This window comes from Comamonas brasiliensis, from assembly GCF_018292285.1.
Taxonomy (GTDB): Bacteria; Pseudomonadota; Gammaproteobacteria; order Burkholderiales; family Burkholderiaceae_C; genus Comamonas; species Comamonas brasiliensis.
Genome location: NZ_JAANES010000001.1, coordinates 872,008 through 885,779, shown reverse-complemented (window position 1 = coordinate 885,779; position 13,772 = coordinate 872,008). Strand labels below are relative to the sequence as shown.

Annotated in this window: 12 protein-coding genes, 1 tRNA gene and 1 pseudogene; all 14 read right to left on the bottom strand. The window is 59.6% G+C overall.

What is annotated here, in order from left to right:
• Positions 1-14: 14 nt before the first annotated feature.
• Positions 15-428, bottom strand: coding sequence for a PaaI family thioesterase (locus DJFAAGMI_RS04000; RefSeq protein WP_211456029.1), 414 nt, complete (start codon positions 426-428; stop codon positions 15-17).
• On the bottom strand, positions 425-2,545 hold the full coding sequence (locus DJFAAGMI_RS03995; RefSeq protein WP_211456028.1) for a 3-hydroxyacyl-CoA dehydrogenase NAD-binding domain-containing protein: 2,121 nt from the start codon (positions 2,543-2,545) through the stop codon (positions 425-427). Before DJFAAGMI_RS03995 ends, DJFAAGMI_RS04000 begins: the two co-directional genes overlap by 4 nt.
• Before the next feature lie 12 nt (positions 2,546-2,557).
• Positions 2,558-2,764: an acyl-CoA dehydrogenase family protein gene (locus tag DJFAAGMI_RS25230; protein WP_419095586.1), complete on the bottom strand. Its 207-nt coding sequence runs from the start codon at positions 2,762-2,764 to the stop codon at positions 2,558-2,560.
• A gap of 46 nt (positions 2,765-2,810) precedes the next feature.
• Positions 2,811-3,722: pseudogene (locus tag DJFAAGMI_RS03990) on the bottom strand (acyl-CoA dehydrogenase family protein); the annotation flags it as partial.
• 5 nt (positions 3,723-3,727) lie between these two features.
• Positions 3,728-4,915: an acyl-CoA dehydrogenase family protein gene (locus DJFAAGMI_RS03985; RefSeq protein ID WP_211456720.1), complete on the bottom strand. Its 1,188-nt coding sequence runs from the start codon at positions 4,913-4,915 to the stop codon at positions 3,728-3,730.
• Positions 4,915-5,574 (bottom strand): 3-oxoacid CoA-transferase subunit B, encoded by a 660-nt coding sequence (locus tag DJFAAGMI_RS03980; RefSeq protein ID WP_211456026.1) that lies wholly within the window; start codon positions 5,572-5,574, stop codon positions 4,915-4,917. Before DJFAAGMI_RS03980 ends, DJFAAGMI_RS03985 begins: the two co-directional genes overlap by 1 nt.
• On the bottom strand, positions 5,571-6,257 hold the full coding sequence (locus DJFAAGMI_RS03975) for a 3-oxoacid CoA-transferase subunit A (protein WP_211456025.1): 687 nt from the start codon (positions 6,255-6,257) through the stop codon (positions 5,571-5,573). The genes DJFAAGMI_RS03980 and DJFAAGMI_RS03975 overlap by 4 nt, the downstream gene beginning before the upstream one ends.
• A gap of 13 nt (positions 6,258-6,270) precedes the next feature.
• Positions 6,271-7,434 carry a thiolase gene (locus tag DJFAAGMI_RS03970; protein WP_211456024.1) on the bottom strand — a complete coding sequence of 388 codons (1,164 nt, stop codon included), beginning with the start codon at positions 7,432-7,434 and terminating at the stop codon, positions 6,271-6,273.
• Positions 7,431-7,850, bottom strand: a complete 420-nt coding sequence (locus DJFAAGMI_RS03965) for a Zn-ribbon domain-containing OB-fold protein (RefSeq protein ID WP_211456023.1) — start codon at positions 7,848-7,850, stop codon at positions 7,431-7,433. The genes DJFAAGMI_RS03970 and DJFAAGMI_RS03965 overlap by 4 nt, the downstream gene beginning before the upstream one ends.
• Positions 7,843-8,844 carry a tripartite tricarboxylate transporter substrate binding protein gene (locus tag DJFAAGMI_RS03960; RefSeq protein ID WP_211456022.1) on the bottom strand — a complete coding sequence of 334 codons (1,002 nt, stop codon included), beginning with the start codon at positions 8,842-8,844 and terminating at the stop codon, positions 7,843-7,845. The genes DJFAAGMI_RS03965 and DJFAAGMI_RS03960 overlap by 8 nt, the downstream gene beginning before the upstream one ends.
• Before the next feature lie 167 nt (positions 8,845-9,011).
• On the bottom strand, positions 9,012-9,944 hold the full coding sequence (locus tag DJFAAGMI_RS03955; RefSeq protein ID WP_211456021.1) for a LysR substrate-binding domain-containing protein: 933 nt from the start codon (positions 9,942-9,944) through the stop codon (positions 9,012-9,014).
• Between the two features lie 340 nt (positions 9,945-10,284).
• A tRNA-Val gene (locus tag DJFAAGMI_RS03950) sits at positions 10,285-10,361 on the bottom strand.
• 105 nt (positions 10,362-10,466) lie between these two features.
• Positions 10,467-12,698, bottom strand: a complete 2,232-nt coding sequence (locus tag DJFAAGMI_RS03945; RefSeq protein ID WP_043004215.1) for a RelA/SpoT family protein — start codon at positions 12,696-12,698, stop codon at positions 10,467-10,469.
• Positions 12,695-13,711 (bottom strand): alpha/beta fold hydrolase, encoded by a 1,017-nt coding sequence (locus DJFAAGMI_RS03940; protein WP_211456020.1) that lies wholly within the window; start codon positions 13,709-13,711, stop codon positions 12,695-12,697. Before DJFAAGMI_RS03940 ends, DJFAAGMI_RS03945 begins: the two co-directional genes overlap by 4 nt.
• Positions 13,712-13,772: the final 61 nt, after the last annotated feature.

Here is a 13,772-nt window from a genome sequence, read left to right as displayed (position 1 = left end):
CGTGTCTGAACACCTCAGGAGATGGGCACGAGAATGCAGCTGGCTCGCGCCATCAACGCGTTGCCATTGCGCAAAGTGCACTCGGCAAAGCACATACGCCTGCCCCTGCGGGTGATCAGCACTTCGGCCTCGATCCAGTCTCCCATGCGTGCACAAGACAGGTAGTCGATGTTCATTTGAGCCGTAACTATCGAGCCGGAAAGTGCCGTCGCCACGTTGTAGCCAATGGCGTTGTCGACCACCGTCGCCACAAAGCCGCCATGTGCGATGCCGTGCAGATTGAGATGCTGCTCGCGCACCCTCACTCCTATGATGCTCGCTCCGTCTTCTAGCTGCTTCTTGTACATGGGGCCTTGCGCAAGCACGAAGCTGCTGGGTGACACATGCTCCTCAAATCCCTCTGGGAGGACGAAAGCGGAGGTGCTCATGGCTGGGCCAATATGTCGTTCAAGGCTTGTTTTTCAATCCATGGCGCCACAATCCAGTGCTCGCCATGCCGGGTATGCAGATCCCGAATCTTTGCGAGAACCTGCGTCCACCCCAGGCTCTGTGCATAAAACATAGGCCCACCCCGCCATGCAGGAAAGCCATAGCCATTGACATACACCACATCCACATCTGAGGCGCGTTGAGCGATTCCTTCGTCGACGATGCGCGCACCCTCGTTGACCAGCGCAAGCACACAGCGTTCGACGATTTCCTCATCGCTGACCCGACGCCTCTCGATGCCGGCCTCGCGTGCGCAGTCTGTAATGAGCGCTTCGACGAAGGGATCAGAAATTGGTGTGCGATTGCCGGCTTCGTAACGGTAATAGCCGGCGCCGGTCTTCTGGCCAAAGCGGCCCTGCTCACAGATACTGTCAGCCACCCTGGAGTAACGCAGATGAGATGCCCTCGTGGATGCAAGACGCTTGCGTGTCGCCCAGTTGATGTCCAGCCCCGCGAGATCGGCCATGGCAAGCGGTCCCATCGCAAAGCCGAATGCCTGCATGGCTGCATCGATCTGCTGCACCGTGGCGCCCTCTTCAAGCAGAAATCCCGCTTCTCGCCAGTACCCTGTCAGCATGCGATTGCCCACAAAACCCTCACAAACGCCGACCAGCACGGGGATCTTGCCGATAGCCACGGCCATCTGCATGCAGCGCGCGATGACAGCATCGGCGGTGAGCTCCCCACGCACGACTTCCAGCAACTTCATCACGTTGGCCGGACTGAAAAAGTGCAGGCCGATGACGTCGTTGGGTCGCCTGGTGACAGCAGCTATTTCGTTGATGTTCAGCCGAGATGTATTGGTGGCTAGAATCGCACCCTTTCTGCAGATCCTGTCGAGCTGCACAAACACATCGCGCTTGACCGCCATGTCTTCGAAAACAGCTTCTATGACCAGATCAACCTCTGCGAACGCCGACAGGTCCAATGTCCGCTGAATGTGCTGCATCCTTTCCTTTACCGCTTCGGCAGTAAGCCCTCCACGCGATACGGAAATTTGATAGTTGCGCTCGATCAGTGCCATGCCGCGGTCCAGTGCCGCCTGCTCTCGCTCGCACAAGACAACGGGAATGCCTGCATTCGCAAACGCCATCGCAATGCCGCCGCCCATGGTGCCCGCGCCTAGAATACCGACACGACAAATATGCCCCTCTGCCACATCGCAGTCCTTGCCGACAAATTTTGCCGCCTCCTTCTCGGCAAAGAACATGTGGCGCAAGGACTTGGAAGGCTCACCGGCAACCAGTTCCTCAAACAGTTCACGCTCCTTGTCTAGACCCTGCTCGAAAGGCAAGTCCATGGCGCTTTTCACGCACAGGATGGCAGCGCGCTGCGCAATAGCGTTACGGGCCTTGGGATTGATGCCTATGTGAAGACGGTCGAAATCTGGCAGCTCGCCCTCGGGCGGGGGAACCTGGATGTCGGCCAGCACCGGCAGCACCGGATGACTGTCCGCCATGCTCAGTGCAAACGCCATGCATGCCTGCTCCAGATCGTCCTCGAAAATTGCATCCACCAGACCGAGCTGCAAAGCCTCCTTGGCTCCGACATGCTTGCCCGAGGTGATCAGCCGGGCGGCATCCGCCACCCCAATCAACCGTGGAAGCCGTTGCGTCCCTCCACCACCGGGGACCAGCCCCAGATTCACCTCAGGCAGCCCCATTCGTGCGGATGAATCTGCGACTCGGTAGTGACAGGCCAGCGCCAGCTCCAGCCCACCGCCCAGCGCTACACCGTGAATGCAGGCCACCACGGGCTTGGTGCACCGCTCTATGGATAGGTTGACCTGACGCAACATGGGGCTTGCCGTCGCAGCCGCTGTGTTGAACTGGCGAATGTCCGCGCCGCCGCAGAAGACCTTGCCCTGTCCGCGCAGCACCACCGCCTTCACGGCTGCATTGGCCTGGGCACGGACAATGCCTTGAGCAATGCCGCGTCGAACCGTGTCACCCAGCCCATTGACGGGTGGATTGTCGATGACGATGAGCGCAACGCCCTGACGCTCTTCATAGCGCACGGTTTCGGAAAGTGGAGATGCTTGCTTGTAGTCGTTCATGGAGGTCATATTTCAGTGCGGCACGAGCGAATGCATCGCGGATGGGGACTGGGTCAGGCGCGCGAACTGCTGGACATGGTGCTGCTCGTCACCGAGGGTATGGGATAGCACCAGCAACCTCTTGACGAACTTGCCGAGCGCCAGCTCGTCCGTCATGCCTATGCCGCCATGCAGCTGAATCGCACTCTGACAGATGAACCGGGCCGTCTGGCTGCACATGGCCTTGGCCGCCGAAACCACAGCCAGAAATCCCTTCAGAGTGCACCATGGCGCTGGCCTTTTGCGACAGCGAGCGCGACTTCTCAAGCTGCATATACATGTCCACCAGACGGTGCTGAATGGCTTGAAAGCTGCCGATCGAGCTGCCAAACTGCTTGCGCTCCTTCACGTATCCGAGCGTGGCCTCCAGTACGGCAGACATGATTCCTACGGACTCGGCACACAGGGCAGCATTTGCTCTGGCACAGACATGCTCGAACAGCGGCCAGGCCAGATGGAGCTCTCCAAGCAGGCTGGACTTGGGCAGCTGAACCTTGTCGAACCAGATGTCGGACGCCGAAGATCCGTCGAGGTTGAAATAGGAGCGGACACTGATACCAGGCGTCTGCGGTCTCACCATGAACAGGGAAAGACCATCCGTTTGCAGGTCCGATCCACGCGTTCTGGCAAGCACCAGCCACATATCCGCCTGCTGCGCATGATGCACACCCACCTTGTGGCCGTCCAGCACCCATCCTTGCTCCAAGAACTCGGCCCGGGTGCTGACATTGTGCAGGCTGTAGTCGGTCTGCTCCTCCGCATGGGCGATGGAGATCTGACAATCACCGGCCAGAACCAGTGCCAGGATCTCATTGGCAAGCTGTTCCCTGCCCGCAGCCAACAGACAAGCCGCCTGTACCACGGTTGCTACATAGGGCTCCAGCACCAAGTGGCGCCCAAAGTTTTCCATGATCGCATGCACAGCTATCGGATCATCCTGGATGCCTCCACGGCTTTCGTCCACCGTAAGAGCGAGGAGGCCGAAGTTGGCGAATCCCCCCCAATGCACCGAAGCGGAACTGAGCTGCCCAGCAGTGCAGCAGGGGATACCGGATGCGGGAATGGGGTGTTTCCGTTCCAGATAGCGCTCCAGCGAATCCACCAGTTGGCGTTGCTCGTCGTTCAGATAATCTCTCATGACGCTCACAGTCCCAGAGCCATTTTGGCAATGATGTTTCGCTGCACTTCGTCCGTCCCCCCATAGATCGAGATCTTTCGAAGATTCAGATAGAAGCCCGCCAGCGTTGATACGGAGCTTTCCGGCTCGGACGGCACCAACTCGAATGCCTGTTGACTGAACTCCAGAGCCAAGGGGCCGGCCGCCTCGAGCTGGCGCTCGGTAATCGCCTGCGCCAACGTCGTGCCGATGAGCTTGAGTACCGAAGCTTCCGCCCCATTGCCTGTCCCGCCCTCGGTCTGACGCAGCAAACGCTGAACAGAGGCTTCAAGCGCGAGCAGCTCCAGATCAAGGCGCGCCACGTTCTGCACCCAGTCCGCACGCTGCGCCAGGGAAACACCATCGACGATTCGCTCCTCCAGCAGACGTTTCAGAAATGTCAGCTCCCGCTTGCAGCGGCCGACGCGGGCTGCGCCAAAGCGCTCATGCGACAGCAGATACTTGGCGCAAGTCCAGCCCCGGTTCAGCTCGCCCACCAGGTTGCTCTCGGGAACACGCACTCCGTCAAGAAACACTTCATTGATTTCAGTGTCGCCGTCGATGGTGCGGATCGGACGCACGGTGACGCCTTCCGACCTCATATCGATGAGCAAAAAGGAAATGCCGGACTGCGCCTTGGCCTGTGGGTCCGTCCGAACCAGACAAAACATCATGTCTGCATACTGCGCATAGGTCGTCCAGGTCTTCTGACCATGAACGATGAACTCGCCATCCTTCAACTCCGCACAAGTGCGCAGCGAAGCCAGGTCAGACCCGGATCCCGGCTCCGAATAACCCTGACACCACCAGTCTTCACCAGACAGTATCCGTGGCAAATAGTGGTCTTTCTGCTGCTGTGTGCCGTACTTCATCAGTACCGGAGCAACCATTCGCAGTCCGAAGGGAACGGTTTCAGGAGCGCCTGCGATTGCACATTCATCATCAAAGACAAGCCGCTGCGCCAGCGACCACCCCGTCCCGCCATACTCGCTCGGCCAATTGGGTGCAGCCCAGCCCCTTCGGCGCAAGATGGATTGCCAGCGCAGGAAATCCTCCTTCTTGAGACGCTTGTGCTCGTGCACTTTGCGCCGCAGATCGGTCGGAAGCTGTTCTGCGAGAAAGACGCGCACTTCATCACGGAACGCTTCCAGTGCGAAGCTGTCGGAGGAGTCGATCATGACTGCGCCCTTTCCAGCTCGAACCGCAAATCGGCCTCAGTGCATGCTTCGAGGGTCTGTTCGTCCATCCCCTCCACCATATCGATGACAACAAGCCCCTGGGGCCTAACATCGATGACAGCCAGATCGGTGTAGATGCGCTTGACGACACGCCGCCCCGTCAAAGGCAAGCTGCATTGACTCACAATGCGCGGCCTGCCCTCTCGCGTGACATGCTCCATGAGCACGTAAACGGCCTTGGCCCCCACCGCCAGATCCATAGCACCGCCCACTGCGGTCGCCACGTTCTTCTGCCCCAAAGACCAGTTGGCGAGATCACCGTGTTCCGAGACCTCGTATCCACCCAGAATGCAGAAGTCCAGATGCCCGCCACGCATCATGGCAAAGGAATCTGCGTGATGGAAAAAGCTGCCACCAGCGCGAATATTCACAGGCAGCTTGGCGGCGTTAGACATGTCCGGATCTGGCGCCTCGCCTTCAAGCAGCGCACGCATACCGAGAATGCCGTTCTCGCTGTGCACCACGATTTCGTCTTCAGGCTTGAAGTGATCGAGCACCGTGACAGGCAGACCAATTCCAAGATTGACGTAAGCACCTGCAGGAATATCCCTGGCCACACGCTGTGCCATCTGCTGGCGTGTCATTCCTTGCTTCATGCGCATCGCTCCTGAGCAGATGCGGCATTCACGACCACGCGTTGCACGAAAATTCCGGGCGTAACAATGCTCTCTGGATTCAGCTCCCCAAGCGTCGCAACCTCTGCTACCTGCACAATCGTCACCTTCGCCGCCATGCACATGATCGGACCGAAATTGCGAGCCGCCTTGCGATACAGCAGATTGCCCCAACGGTCAGCCACAAACGCCTGCACCAACGCATAGTCGCCATGCAAAGGTTGCTCGAAAACATAGCCGACGCCGTCGATGACGCGCGTCTCCTTGCCCGCGGCCAGCTCTGTTCCGTAGCCCGTGGGCGTCAGGAATCCACCCAGTCCAGCGCCTGCAGCGCGCAAGCGCTCGGCCAGCGTGCCCTGGGGGACGCATTCGTACTCGATGCGCCCCTGGGCATAAGCACTCTCGAAGGCGTCTGATTGGGCACCGCGTGGATAGGAGGCAAGCAGCTTGCGTACTCTGCCGGCGCGAATCAGCCGAGCGAAACCGACATCCCGGCTGCCGCTGTTGTTGCAAACCACGGTGAGTTCACTCGCCCCCTGTTCATAGAGAGCATCCAGCAATGCATTGGGCTGACCCGCCAAGCCAAACCCGCTGACCAGAATGCAGGAGCCGTCGGCGATATCGGCCACCGCCTGCGCTGCCGAATCGAGAATCTTGTCGATCATGTGTCTGCTCCTTCTACAGTGACGAAGCCAGGATGGCTGTGGCCTGACTGGAAAGCACACCTCCGTTGCCATGCACCAGTGCCACTTCTGCACCCGGCACCTGGCGTGCATCTGCCTGTGCACGCAGCTGCGTCACGGCCTCGATGATCAGGAAAATGCTGTACATGCCCGGATGCACGCACGACAGTCCACCCCCATTGGTGTTCATGGGGAAGGCGCCGCCCGGTTCGATCCGACCTCCCTCGATAAACGCTCCGCCCTCGCCCTTGCTGCAAAAGCCCAAGTCCTCGAGAAACAGAATGGGGTTGATGGTGAAGGCGTCGTATAGCTGCACCACATCCACGTCGGCCGGTGCAAGCCCGGCCTGCGCAAACGCCTTGCGACCCGACCCCACTGCAGGCGTCACAGTCAGGTCTTCCATGCACGAGATCTGACGATGCCAATGGGCATAGCCGCTCCCCAGTACATAGATGGGCTTGTCATGCAGACTCCTGGCTCGCTGAGAGGAGCTGACAACGATCGCGCCCGCGCCGTCCGTGACCAAGCAACAATCGAGCACGGTCAGCGGATCCGAGATCATCCTGGAGTTGATCACCTCATCAACCGTCAAGGTTTTCCTGGAAAACGCATCCGGATTGAGCTGTGCCCATTTGCGCGCAGCCACAGCCACTTCTGCCAGTTGCTTGCGTGTCGTGCCGTACTCATACATATGGCGAGCCGCCGCCAACGAGTAACTGGACACCGGATTGAAGGCCTTGTAGGGATGCTCGTAGGGCTGAGGGTCCAGCTCGGCGCGCATCTGATTGACGCGCGAGCTGCTGGGCACGCTGCGGGGCGTGCTTCCATAGCAGATCAGCACGTTCTCGCACTCCCCCGCATCGATCGCCATCTGTGCGATCTTCAGGTCTGCGATGAAGGCCGAGCCACCAAACATGGTGCTGTCGGAAAACCGAGGACGAATGCCCATGTACTCCGCCATGCGCATCACCCACCAGGGCGAGGTGAGACTGGAAGTGATGATGCCGTCGATATCGGATTTACGTAGACCGCTGCGCTCGATTGCCATGCAGGATGCCTGTGCGATGATTTCCTGCTCCGTGGCACCACCCGCATGCCCCATGCCGGCCATGCCGGTACCGAGGATGGCGATGGAACCTCTTGGAAATGCTGCATTCATTCCTGTCCCCCCGGCGCTGAGACGAATACCAGCAAAGGGCTTTCGTCCACCATGTCGATGCGGGCTCTAACAGTCATACCGATACACACTTCATCAACGGGGATGTCGACCACACGGCTCATGAGCCTGGGACCTTCTTCGAGATTCACCAGCACCACGGTGTAATCCGCTCCTTCGCGCGCGCGCACAATCGTCACCGAATACACAACTGCCCTTCCCGAAGCCGTCACCCAGTCGATCGCCTGCGAGCCACAGTGGGGACAGCAAACGCGGGGAAAGAAGTGGAACTGTCCACAGTCGCGACATTGAGGAATCTCAAAACGGCCATCGGCCAAAGCGTCGAAATAACGTTTGTCGCAGGCCGCCACCGAAGCAGACTGCCGCCCGCCCATATTGCTTGCGTCGACCTCAGTCATCGGACTTCACACCGGTTTCCTGCACTACACGCTTCCACTTGTCCACCTCGGCTTCGACGAACTTGCGGGTTCGGGCGACATCCCTCACACCCAGAGGCTCGCTGTACTGCAAACGCAGACGCTCGACCATTTCAGGAGAGTTCATGATGGTGCTGATCTCCTTGTTCAGCATCGTCACGATGGACGCTGGCGTTCCTGCCGGTGCGTACAGGCCCAGCCAGGTGTAGACATCAAAGCCCTTGAATCCTGCCTCTTGCATGGTTGGCAGTTCAGGGAACAGTTTGCTGCGCTCGGACGCCATATTGGCAATGGGACGCAGACGCCCGGATGTGATGAACGCCGAGACGCTCATCGAGTCCTGGACGGCCATGGGGATCTGCCCTGCGACGGCGTCATTGGTCGCAGGCGCAGCCCCTTTGTAGGGGACATGCACGAATGGATATCCGGTGACCTTGCCCAGCCACTCTCCGCCCAGATGCGTGGAGCCTGCCGCGCCTGCCGTTCCATAGGGAATCGAGCCCTGCGTCTTGGCCCAGTTCAGAAACTCGGGAAGTGTCTTGGCCGGAACCTTCGGATTCACCACGATCAGATTGGGCGACCTAGCCAGAACGGCTACCGGCTCCAGGCTTTTGAGAGGGTCATAACCGACCTTTTTCATCGCTGGAGCAATCACATAGCCCGTAGCGCCAACCAACAAGGTGTAGCCATCTGCCGCCTGCTTTGCGACATACTCGGTCCCCACTTGACCAGCCACCCCAGCACGGTTCTCGATCACAAAAGGCTGTTTGAGGTTCTCCGACAATTCTTTGGCCAACGCACGGCTGACGATATCTGTCATGCCACCCGGAGGAAATGCAACGATGATCGTGACAGGCTTGCTCGGATAGACACGAGCTTGTGCCAATGCAGTACCTGTCGAAGCCGAAGCACCCGCCCATCCCAACACCAAGGCACAAGCAATTGGGCAGGCTTTGCCTAGAGGTGAAATCGCCATCCGTGTCTCCTTCCAATCTGTAGTTAGCAACGCTTTTTCAGCGCCGATTCAGTGTATGAATCGCTACCTGACAGCTCAATCAGAAAGATTCGAACGCTATGTTTGAGAATTTGATAGGAGACTTGGATGCGATGGCTTGTTCACGCGCCCAGAGCGCGTGAAAGCCACTATTCCGTGGCTGGGGTCGGCAACTGCAGTCGTGTCGCTGCGACCAGGGGATCTTCCAGAAGGAAATTCATGCAGGCGGTGATGAAATTGGGAAAGCGAGCATCTTTCCGGACCGCCAGATTCAGCTTGCGCAGAGCCCATGGTTCATCCAGCTCGATGACGGCCAAGAGCTTGGCCTGCTGCCGATTCGCCAGCACGCTGGTCGGAACAAGGGCCACGCCCACTCCGGAAGCCACCAGAGACAGCACTGACTCAAAGCCATGGGTATGCAATCTGGCTCTCACCGACCGCCCGTATCTGGTGGCCGTGTCCCGCAAGAACAAGTAGTTGCTGCTGGCTCTGCTCGTGCAGACAAAATCGAAGTCCAAGGCTGCAGCCAGACGAATGCCGTGCTGCGATGCCAGCAGGTGATCCCGCGGCGCGACTATCACCAGGCGGTCCACCGCGTACGGATGGATGCTCAAGCCCTCGACATCCGTTTCACCTGCGAAAATGCCGATATCCGCTTCGCGCGCAAGCACTGCCGATGGAATCGTCTCGCTCTGACGTTCGTCCACTTCGGCATCGATACCTGGGTAGGCCACAAGAAAGCGTCCCAGAGTCTGGGTGATAAAGCCATTGAGAGAGCTGCTGTTGGCCACTAGGCGCACGTGTCCCTTGATGCCGGAGATGAAACGGCTCACATCGCCCTGCATGCGCTCTATACCTTCAAAGATCTCTCGCACATGCGTCAGTACAGCGTCGCCGGCAGGTGACAGCTCCATCCCCCTGGGTGTGCGCTCGAACAGCGCCGTACCCATTGCCTGCTCCAGATTCTTGAGCCGGTAACTCGCAGCAGATGGAGTGATGAACACTGCCGATGCCCCCGCGGTCAGGCTGCCTGCCTGGGCAATTTCAAGAAACAGGCGGAGATCGGTCAACTCATAGCGCATTGAAAAATCATATTCGAAGGCGCTTGCCGGGATAAGCTGGCTTTACCCTGACCCACCTGCTTTGTCGTCAGGAACTGCTGCTGCACTGGAATGTCTTCCCCCAAAAAGCGAGCGCCTCGCAACAGCCATGACAACGCTTGCGTCACTACGTCACTGCGCGCTTCAGTGAATGGGCTGCGATGGACGGCACTGTGTCCGGGTGCCGTTCGGGATGTGTACATTAGAGTGCCGATGTCTGGAGGCAATGCGCACCTGCTCCATCTCCTGCCGTGTCCCGGAAACAAAAAAGCCCGCTTCTCAGCGGGCTTTTTTGCTGCAGACTCTGGTTTCGTCTGCACGTTGGTAGGCGCGATTGGACTCGAACCAACGACCCCCACCATGTCAAGGTGGTGCTCTAACCAGCTGAGCTACGCGCCTGTTGTTCTGTTCGATGAAGCAATTGTAGCACGGGTTTTTCACTCATTTTTTGAGAGCTAACATTTTCTTGTCATCGAACGCTGCCAGCTGCAATCGGGACTTACATCAGCGCCTCCTGGCCGAGCGAACGCCGGAGACACTGGCCACGATGCCGAGCACCTTGTTGAGGCGGCCAGAGTCCGCCACTTCCACGGTGAAAGTCATCCACGCCGTCCCCTTGACGGACTGGGTCTGCACTCCGATGACATTGGTCTTCTCGCGTGCAAACACGTCCGAGATGTCGCGCAGCAGGCCTTGACGGTCGGCTGCCTCGACTGCTACGTCCACGGGATAAACCGGTCCGCCCTTGTCCACATTCTTGGGGGTGCCCCAGTCGACCTCAATGACACGCTCGGGGCTCTTGGCCATCATCTCGCGAAAATTGGAGCAATCGCAGCGGTGCACGCTCACGCCCTTGCCACGGGTCACAAAGCCGCCGATCTCGTCCGGAGGAGCGGGCTTGCAGCATTTGGCCAACTGCGTCATGAGCGAATCGACGCCCACCACCAGCACCCCACCGCGCGAAGAGTCATGGCCACGCGCCTTGCGCACCGGCGTGAATGCGTCTTCCTCTGGCGTTTCTTCACTGGGACGCAGCACTACTTCGATATTGCGCAGTGAATACTCGTCCTTGCCCACGACTTCAAACAGTGCATCGGCAGACTTGAAGCCCAGTTGCGCCGCCAGCTCTTCGAGCTTGATCGCCGTCTTGCCCTCGCGCTGGAGCAGCTTCTCAACCGCCTCACGCCCACGCGAGACGGTTTCGTGCGTGGCCTGGGCATTGAACCAGGCGCGCACCTTGGCCTTGGCCCGGTTGCTGACCAGGTAACCCAGGTCGGCATTGAGCCAGTCGCGGGAAGGCCGGTCTTCCTTGGCCGTGTTGATCTCCACGGTCTGGCCGCTTTCCAGAGCGGTGTTCAGCGGCACCATGGCTCCGTCCACACGCGCACCACGGCAACGATGACCCAGGCTGGTGTGCACCGAGTAGGCAAAGTCCACCGGCGTGGCTCCTTGCGGCAGCTCGATCACGGCCGCATCGGGAGTCAGCACATAGATGCGATCTTCGAACAGACCACGCTGGGCCGAGCCCGTCAGATCGCTGCCCCAGGCCAGCAACTGGCGCAGCACGGCGATCTTGGCGTCATATTCGCTGGACGCCGACACGCCCGCATAGCCCTTGGTGCCGGCTTCCTTGTAGGCCCAGTGCGCGGCCACGCCATGTTCGGCATGGTCGTGCATGGCCTGGGTGCGGATCTGGATCTCTATGGTGCGACCGGTTTCATCGCGCACCACCGTGTGCAGCGACTGATAGCCATTGGGCTTGGGTTTGGCGATGTAGTCGTCAAACTCCTTTTCCAGCGGCGTGAACTGCTCGTGCACCCAGGACAGGGCTGCATAGCAGTCCTTGACCGTAGGCACGATGACGCGCATGGCACGGATATCGAACAGCTGGTCAAAGCTCAGCGACTTGCCGCGCATCTTCTTGACGATGCTGTAGATGTGCTTGGGACGTCCCTGAACCGAGGCGCTGATGCTGTGGGCACGCAGATCGGCCTCGAGGCGCGCACGCATCTGCTCCATATAGGCTTCGCGCTCGACGCGCTTTTCGTCGAGCAGACGCGCAATCTGGCGGTAGGTATCGGGCTCCAGAAACCGGAAAGCCAGATCTTCGAGCTCCCATTTGATCTGCCAGATGCCCAGACGGTTGGCCAGCGGCGCAAAGACATACAGCGCTTCGCGCGCGATGCTGGGGGAGACCGGGCTCTTCTCGGCCGCGTAATAGCGCAGCGTCTGCAGGCGCGACGCCAGGCGCAGCAGCACGACGCGCAGATCGCGCGAGAAGCCCAGCAGCATCTTGCGTACGTTCTCTGTCTGCGTGGCCACGCCATCGACATGCTGGCTGCTCAGTTCGGCGTCTCGCGCCTGCTGCTGCACGCGGATGAGCTTGATGGTTTCGACCGCCAGGGTCGCAAAATTATCGCCAAACGCCTTGGCAATCACTTCCTGCGGCTTGTTCAGGTGCACGCTGGCGTGCACCAGATAGATGGCCGCCTGCATGGTTTCCGAGCCACCGATCTTCTTGAGGATGGCGGCAACGGCGTCGGCGTGGGTCAGGGTGTTTTCACCGGTCTCCATGACTTCGCCGGCAATCAGCGGTTCTGCAAAGGCGCGGGCACGCGCCAGCGCATTGACTTGATCGGGCAAAACCTCGGAAGTGGCGGTAATCAGATGCGGCGTAGGCTCCGTGAGCTTGGGTGCGGCGTCAGAGACGGTGGTTACGGTATCGCTGGTCTTCATGCAGCTTCCTCTTGGGCCTGCTGCGCAAGACTGATGCTCGCAGGCAGACCCTTATCCCCTTGTAAAAACTTTTGTATCAAAGCCACTTGTCCCGGCACTACCAGTGTTGGAGCATGTCCCACGCCTTCCAGTTCCGTGCAATGCGCCCTGGGGCCACGTTCGGACATGGCTTGGGCGGTACGGCCGGAAAGCAGATCGGACTCGGCCCCTCTGATAAGCAAGACCTGTGCCGTGATCTGGTCGTAAAGCTGCCAAAGCAAGGCCTCACCAGCCTGAGCGGTCTCGCGCGTCATCTGAGCCATGGGCACTGCAATACGGGGGTCGTAATGCAGCATCACGCCCCCTTGAGAATCTGGCTTGATCATGGCCTGCGAGAGCCGGCTCCACTGCTCATCGCTATGTGGGCCGAATCCTTCGGAAATCAAGCGCATGGCGGCGGCAGCGCTCTCGAAGTTGGGAAACTGCAAGCTTTTGCCGACATAGGAACCGATGCGTTCCAGCGACTCCCACTCAATGGTCGGGCCGACGTCGTTGAGCACCAGCCGTCGCACCGGGACCGGCAGTGGCAGACCGGGTTGGCCCACGATGCCCATGCCGATCAGGCCACCCATGCTGGTGCCGACCCAGTCCAGGGTTTCAATCGGCGCCTGGGCATGCAGCTGGGCCAGCAGCGCCAACATATCGGCCGCATACAGCGGCAGCTGATAACCCATGGGGTCGGCAAGCCAGTCGCTTTCGCCGCGTCCCACCACATCGGGGCAGATCACGCGGGCAAAGCGGCTGAGCTCGGCGGCCAGCACATCAAAGTCCCGCCCCTGGCGCGAGAGGCCATGCACGCAGACGATGACATGAGGATGTCTTGGATTGCCGGTACGGTTCCATTCCCAGTACGCCATGCGGTGGATGCCCTCGGGTTGGGCCCCAAGCTGCTGCCGGCGCTGAGCGCTGGCCCAGGTGGGAGCCATTGCAGAGGCTCCGGGACACGATACGTAATTCAGCGTAGGTTGATTCATGGAGAACGTGTTTTCAGGACCGGGGCCGATAATGGCTGTGTCGCATCGTAATTCATTCGGA

Bases quoted from the DNA above. Each gene is read 5' to 3' on its own strand.
- DJFAAGMI_RS04000 (WP_211456029.1), bottom strand. From the start codon at position 428: ATGAGCACCTCCGCTTTCGTCCTCCCAGAGGGATTTGAGGAGCATGTG.
- DJFAAGMI_RS03995 (WP_211456028.1), bottom strand. From the start codon at position 2,545: ATGAACGACTACAAGCAAGCATCTCCACTTTCCGAAACCGTGCGCTAT.
- DJFAAGMI_RS25230 (WP_419095586.1), bottom strand. From the start codon at position 2,764: ATGTGCAGCCAGACGGCCCGGTTCATCTGTCAGAGTGCGATTCAGCTG.
- DJFAAGMI_RS03980 (WP_211456026.1), bottom strand. From the start codon at position 5,574: ATGAAGCAAGGAATGACACGCCAGCAGATGGCACAGCGTGTGGCCAGG.
- DJFAAGMI_RS03975 (WP_211456025.1), bottom strand. From the start codon at position 6,257: ATGATCGACAAGATTCTCGATTCGGCAGCGCAGGCGGTGGCCGATATC.
- DJFAAGMI_RS03970 (WP_211456024.1), bottom strand. From the start codon at position 7,434: ATGAATGCAGCATTTCCAAGAGGTTCCATCGCCATCCTCGGTACCGGC.
- DJFAAGMI_RS03965 (WP_211456023.1), bottom strand. From the start codon at position 7,850: ATGACTGAGGTCGACGCAAGCAATATGGGCGGGCGGCAGTCTGCTTCG.
- DJFAAGMI_RS03960 (WP_211456022.1), bottom strand. From the start codon at position 8,844: ATGGCGATTTCACCTCTAGGCAAAGCCTGCCCAATTGCTTGTGCCTTG.
- DJFAAGMI_RS03955 (WP_211456021.1), bottom strand. From the start codon at position 9,944: ATGCGCTATGAGTTGACCGATCTCCGCCTGTTTCTTGAAATTGCCCAG.
- DJFAAGMI_RS03945 (WP_043004215.1), bottom strand. From the start codon at position 12,698: ATGAAGACCAGCGATACCGTAACCACCGTCTCTGACGCCGCACCCAAG.
- DJFAAGMI_RS03940 (WP_211456020.1), bottom strand. From the start codon at position 13,711: ATGAATCAACCTACGCTGAATTACGTATCGTGTCCCGGAGCCTCTGCA.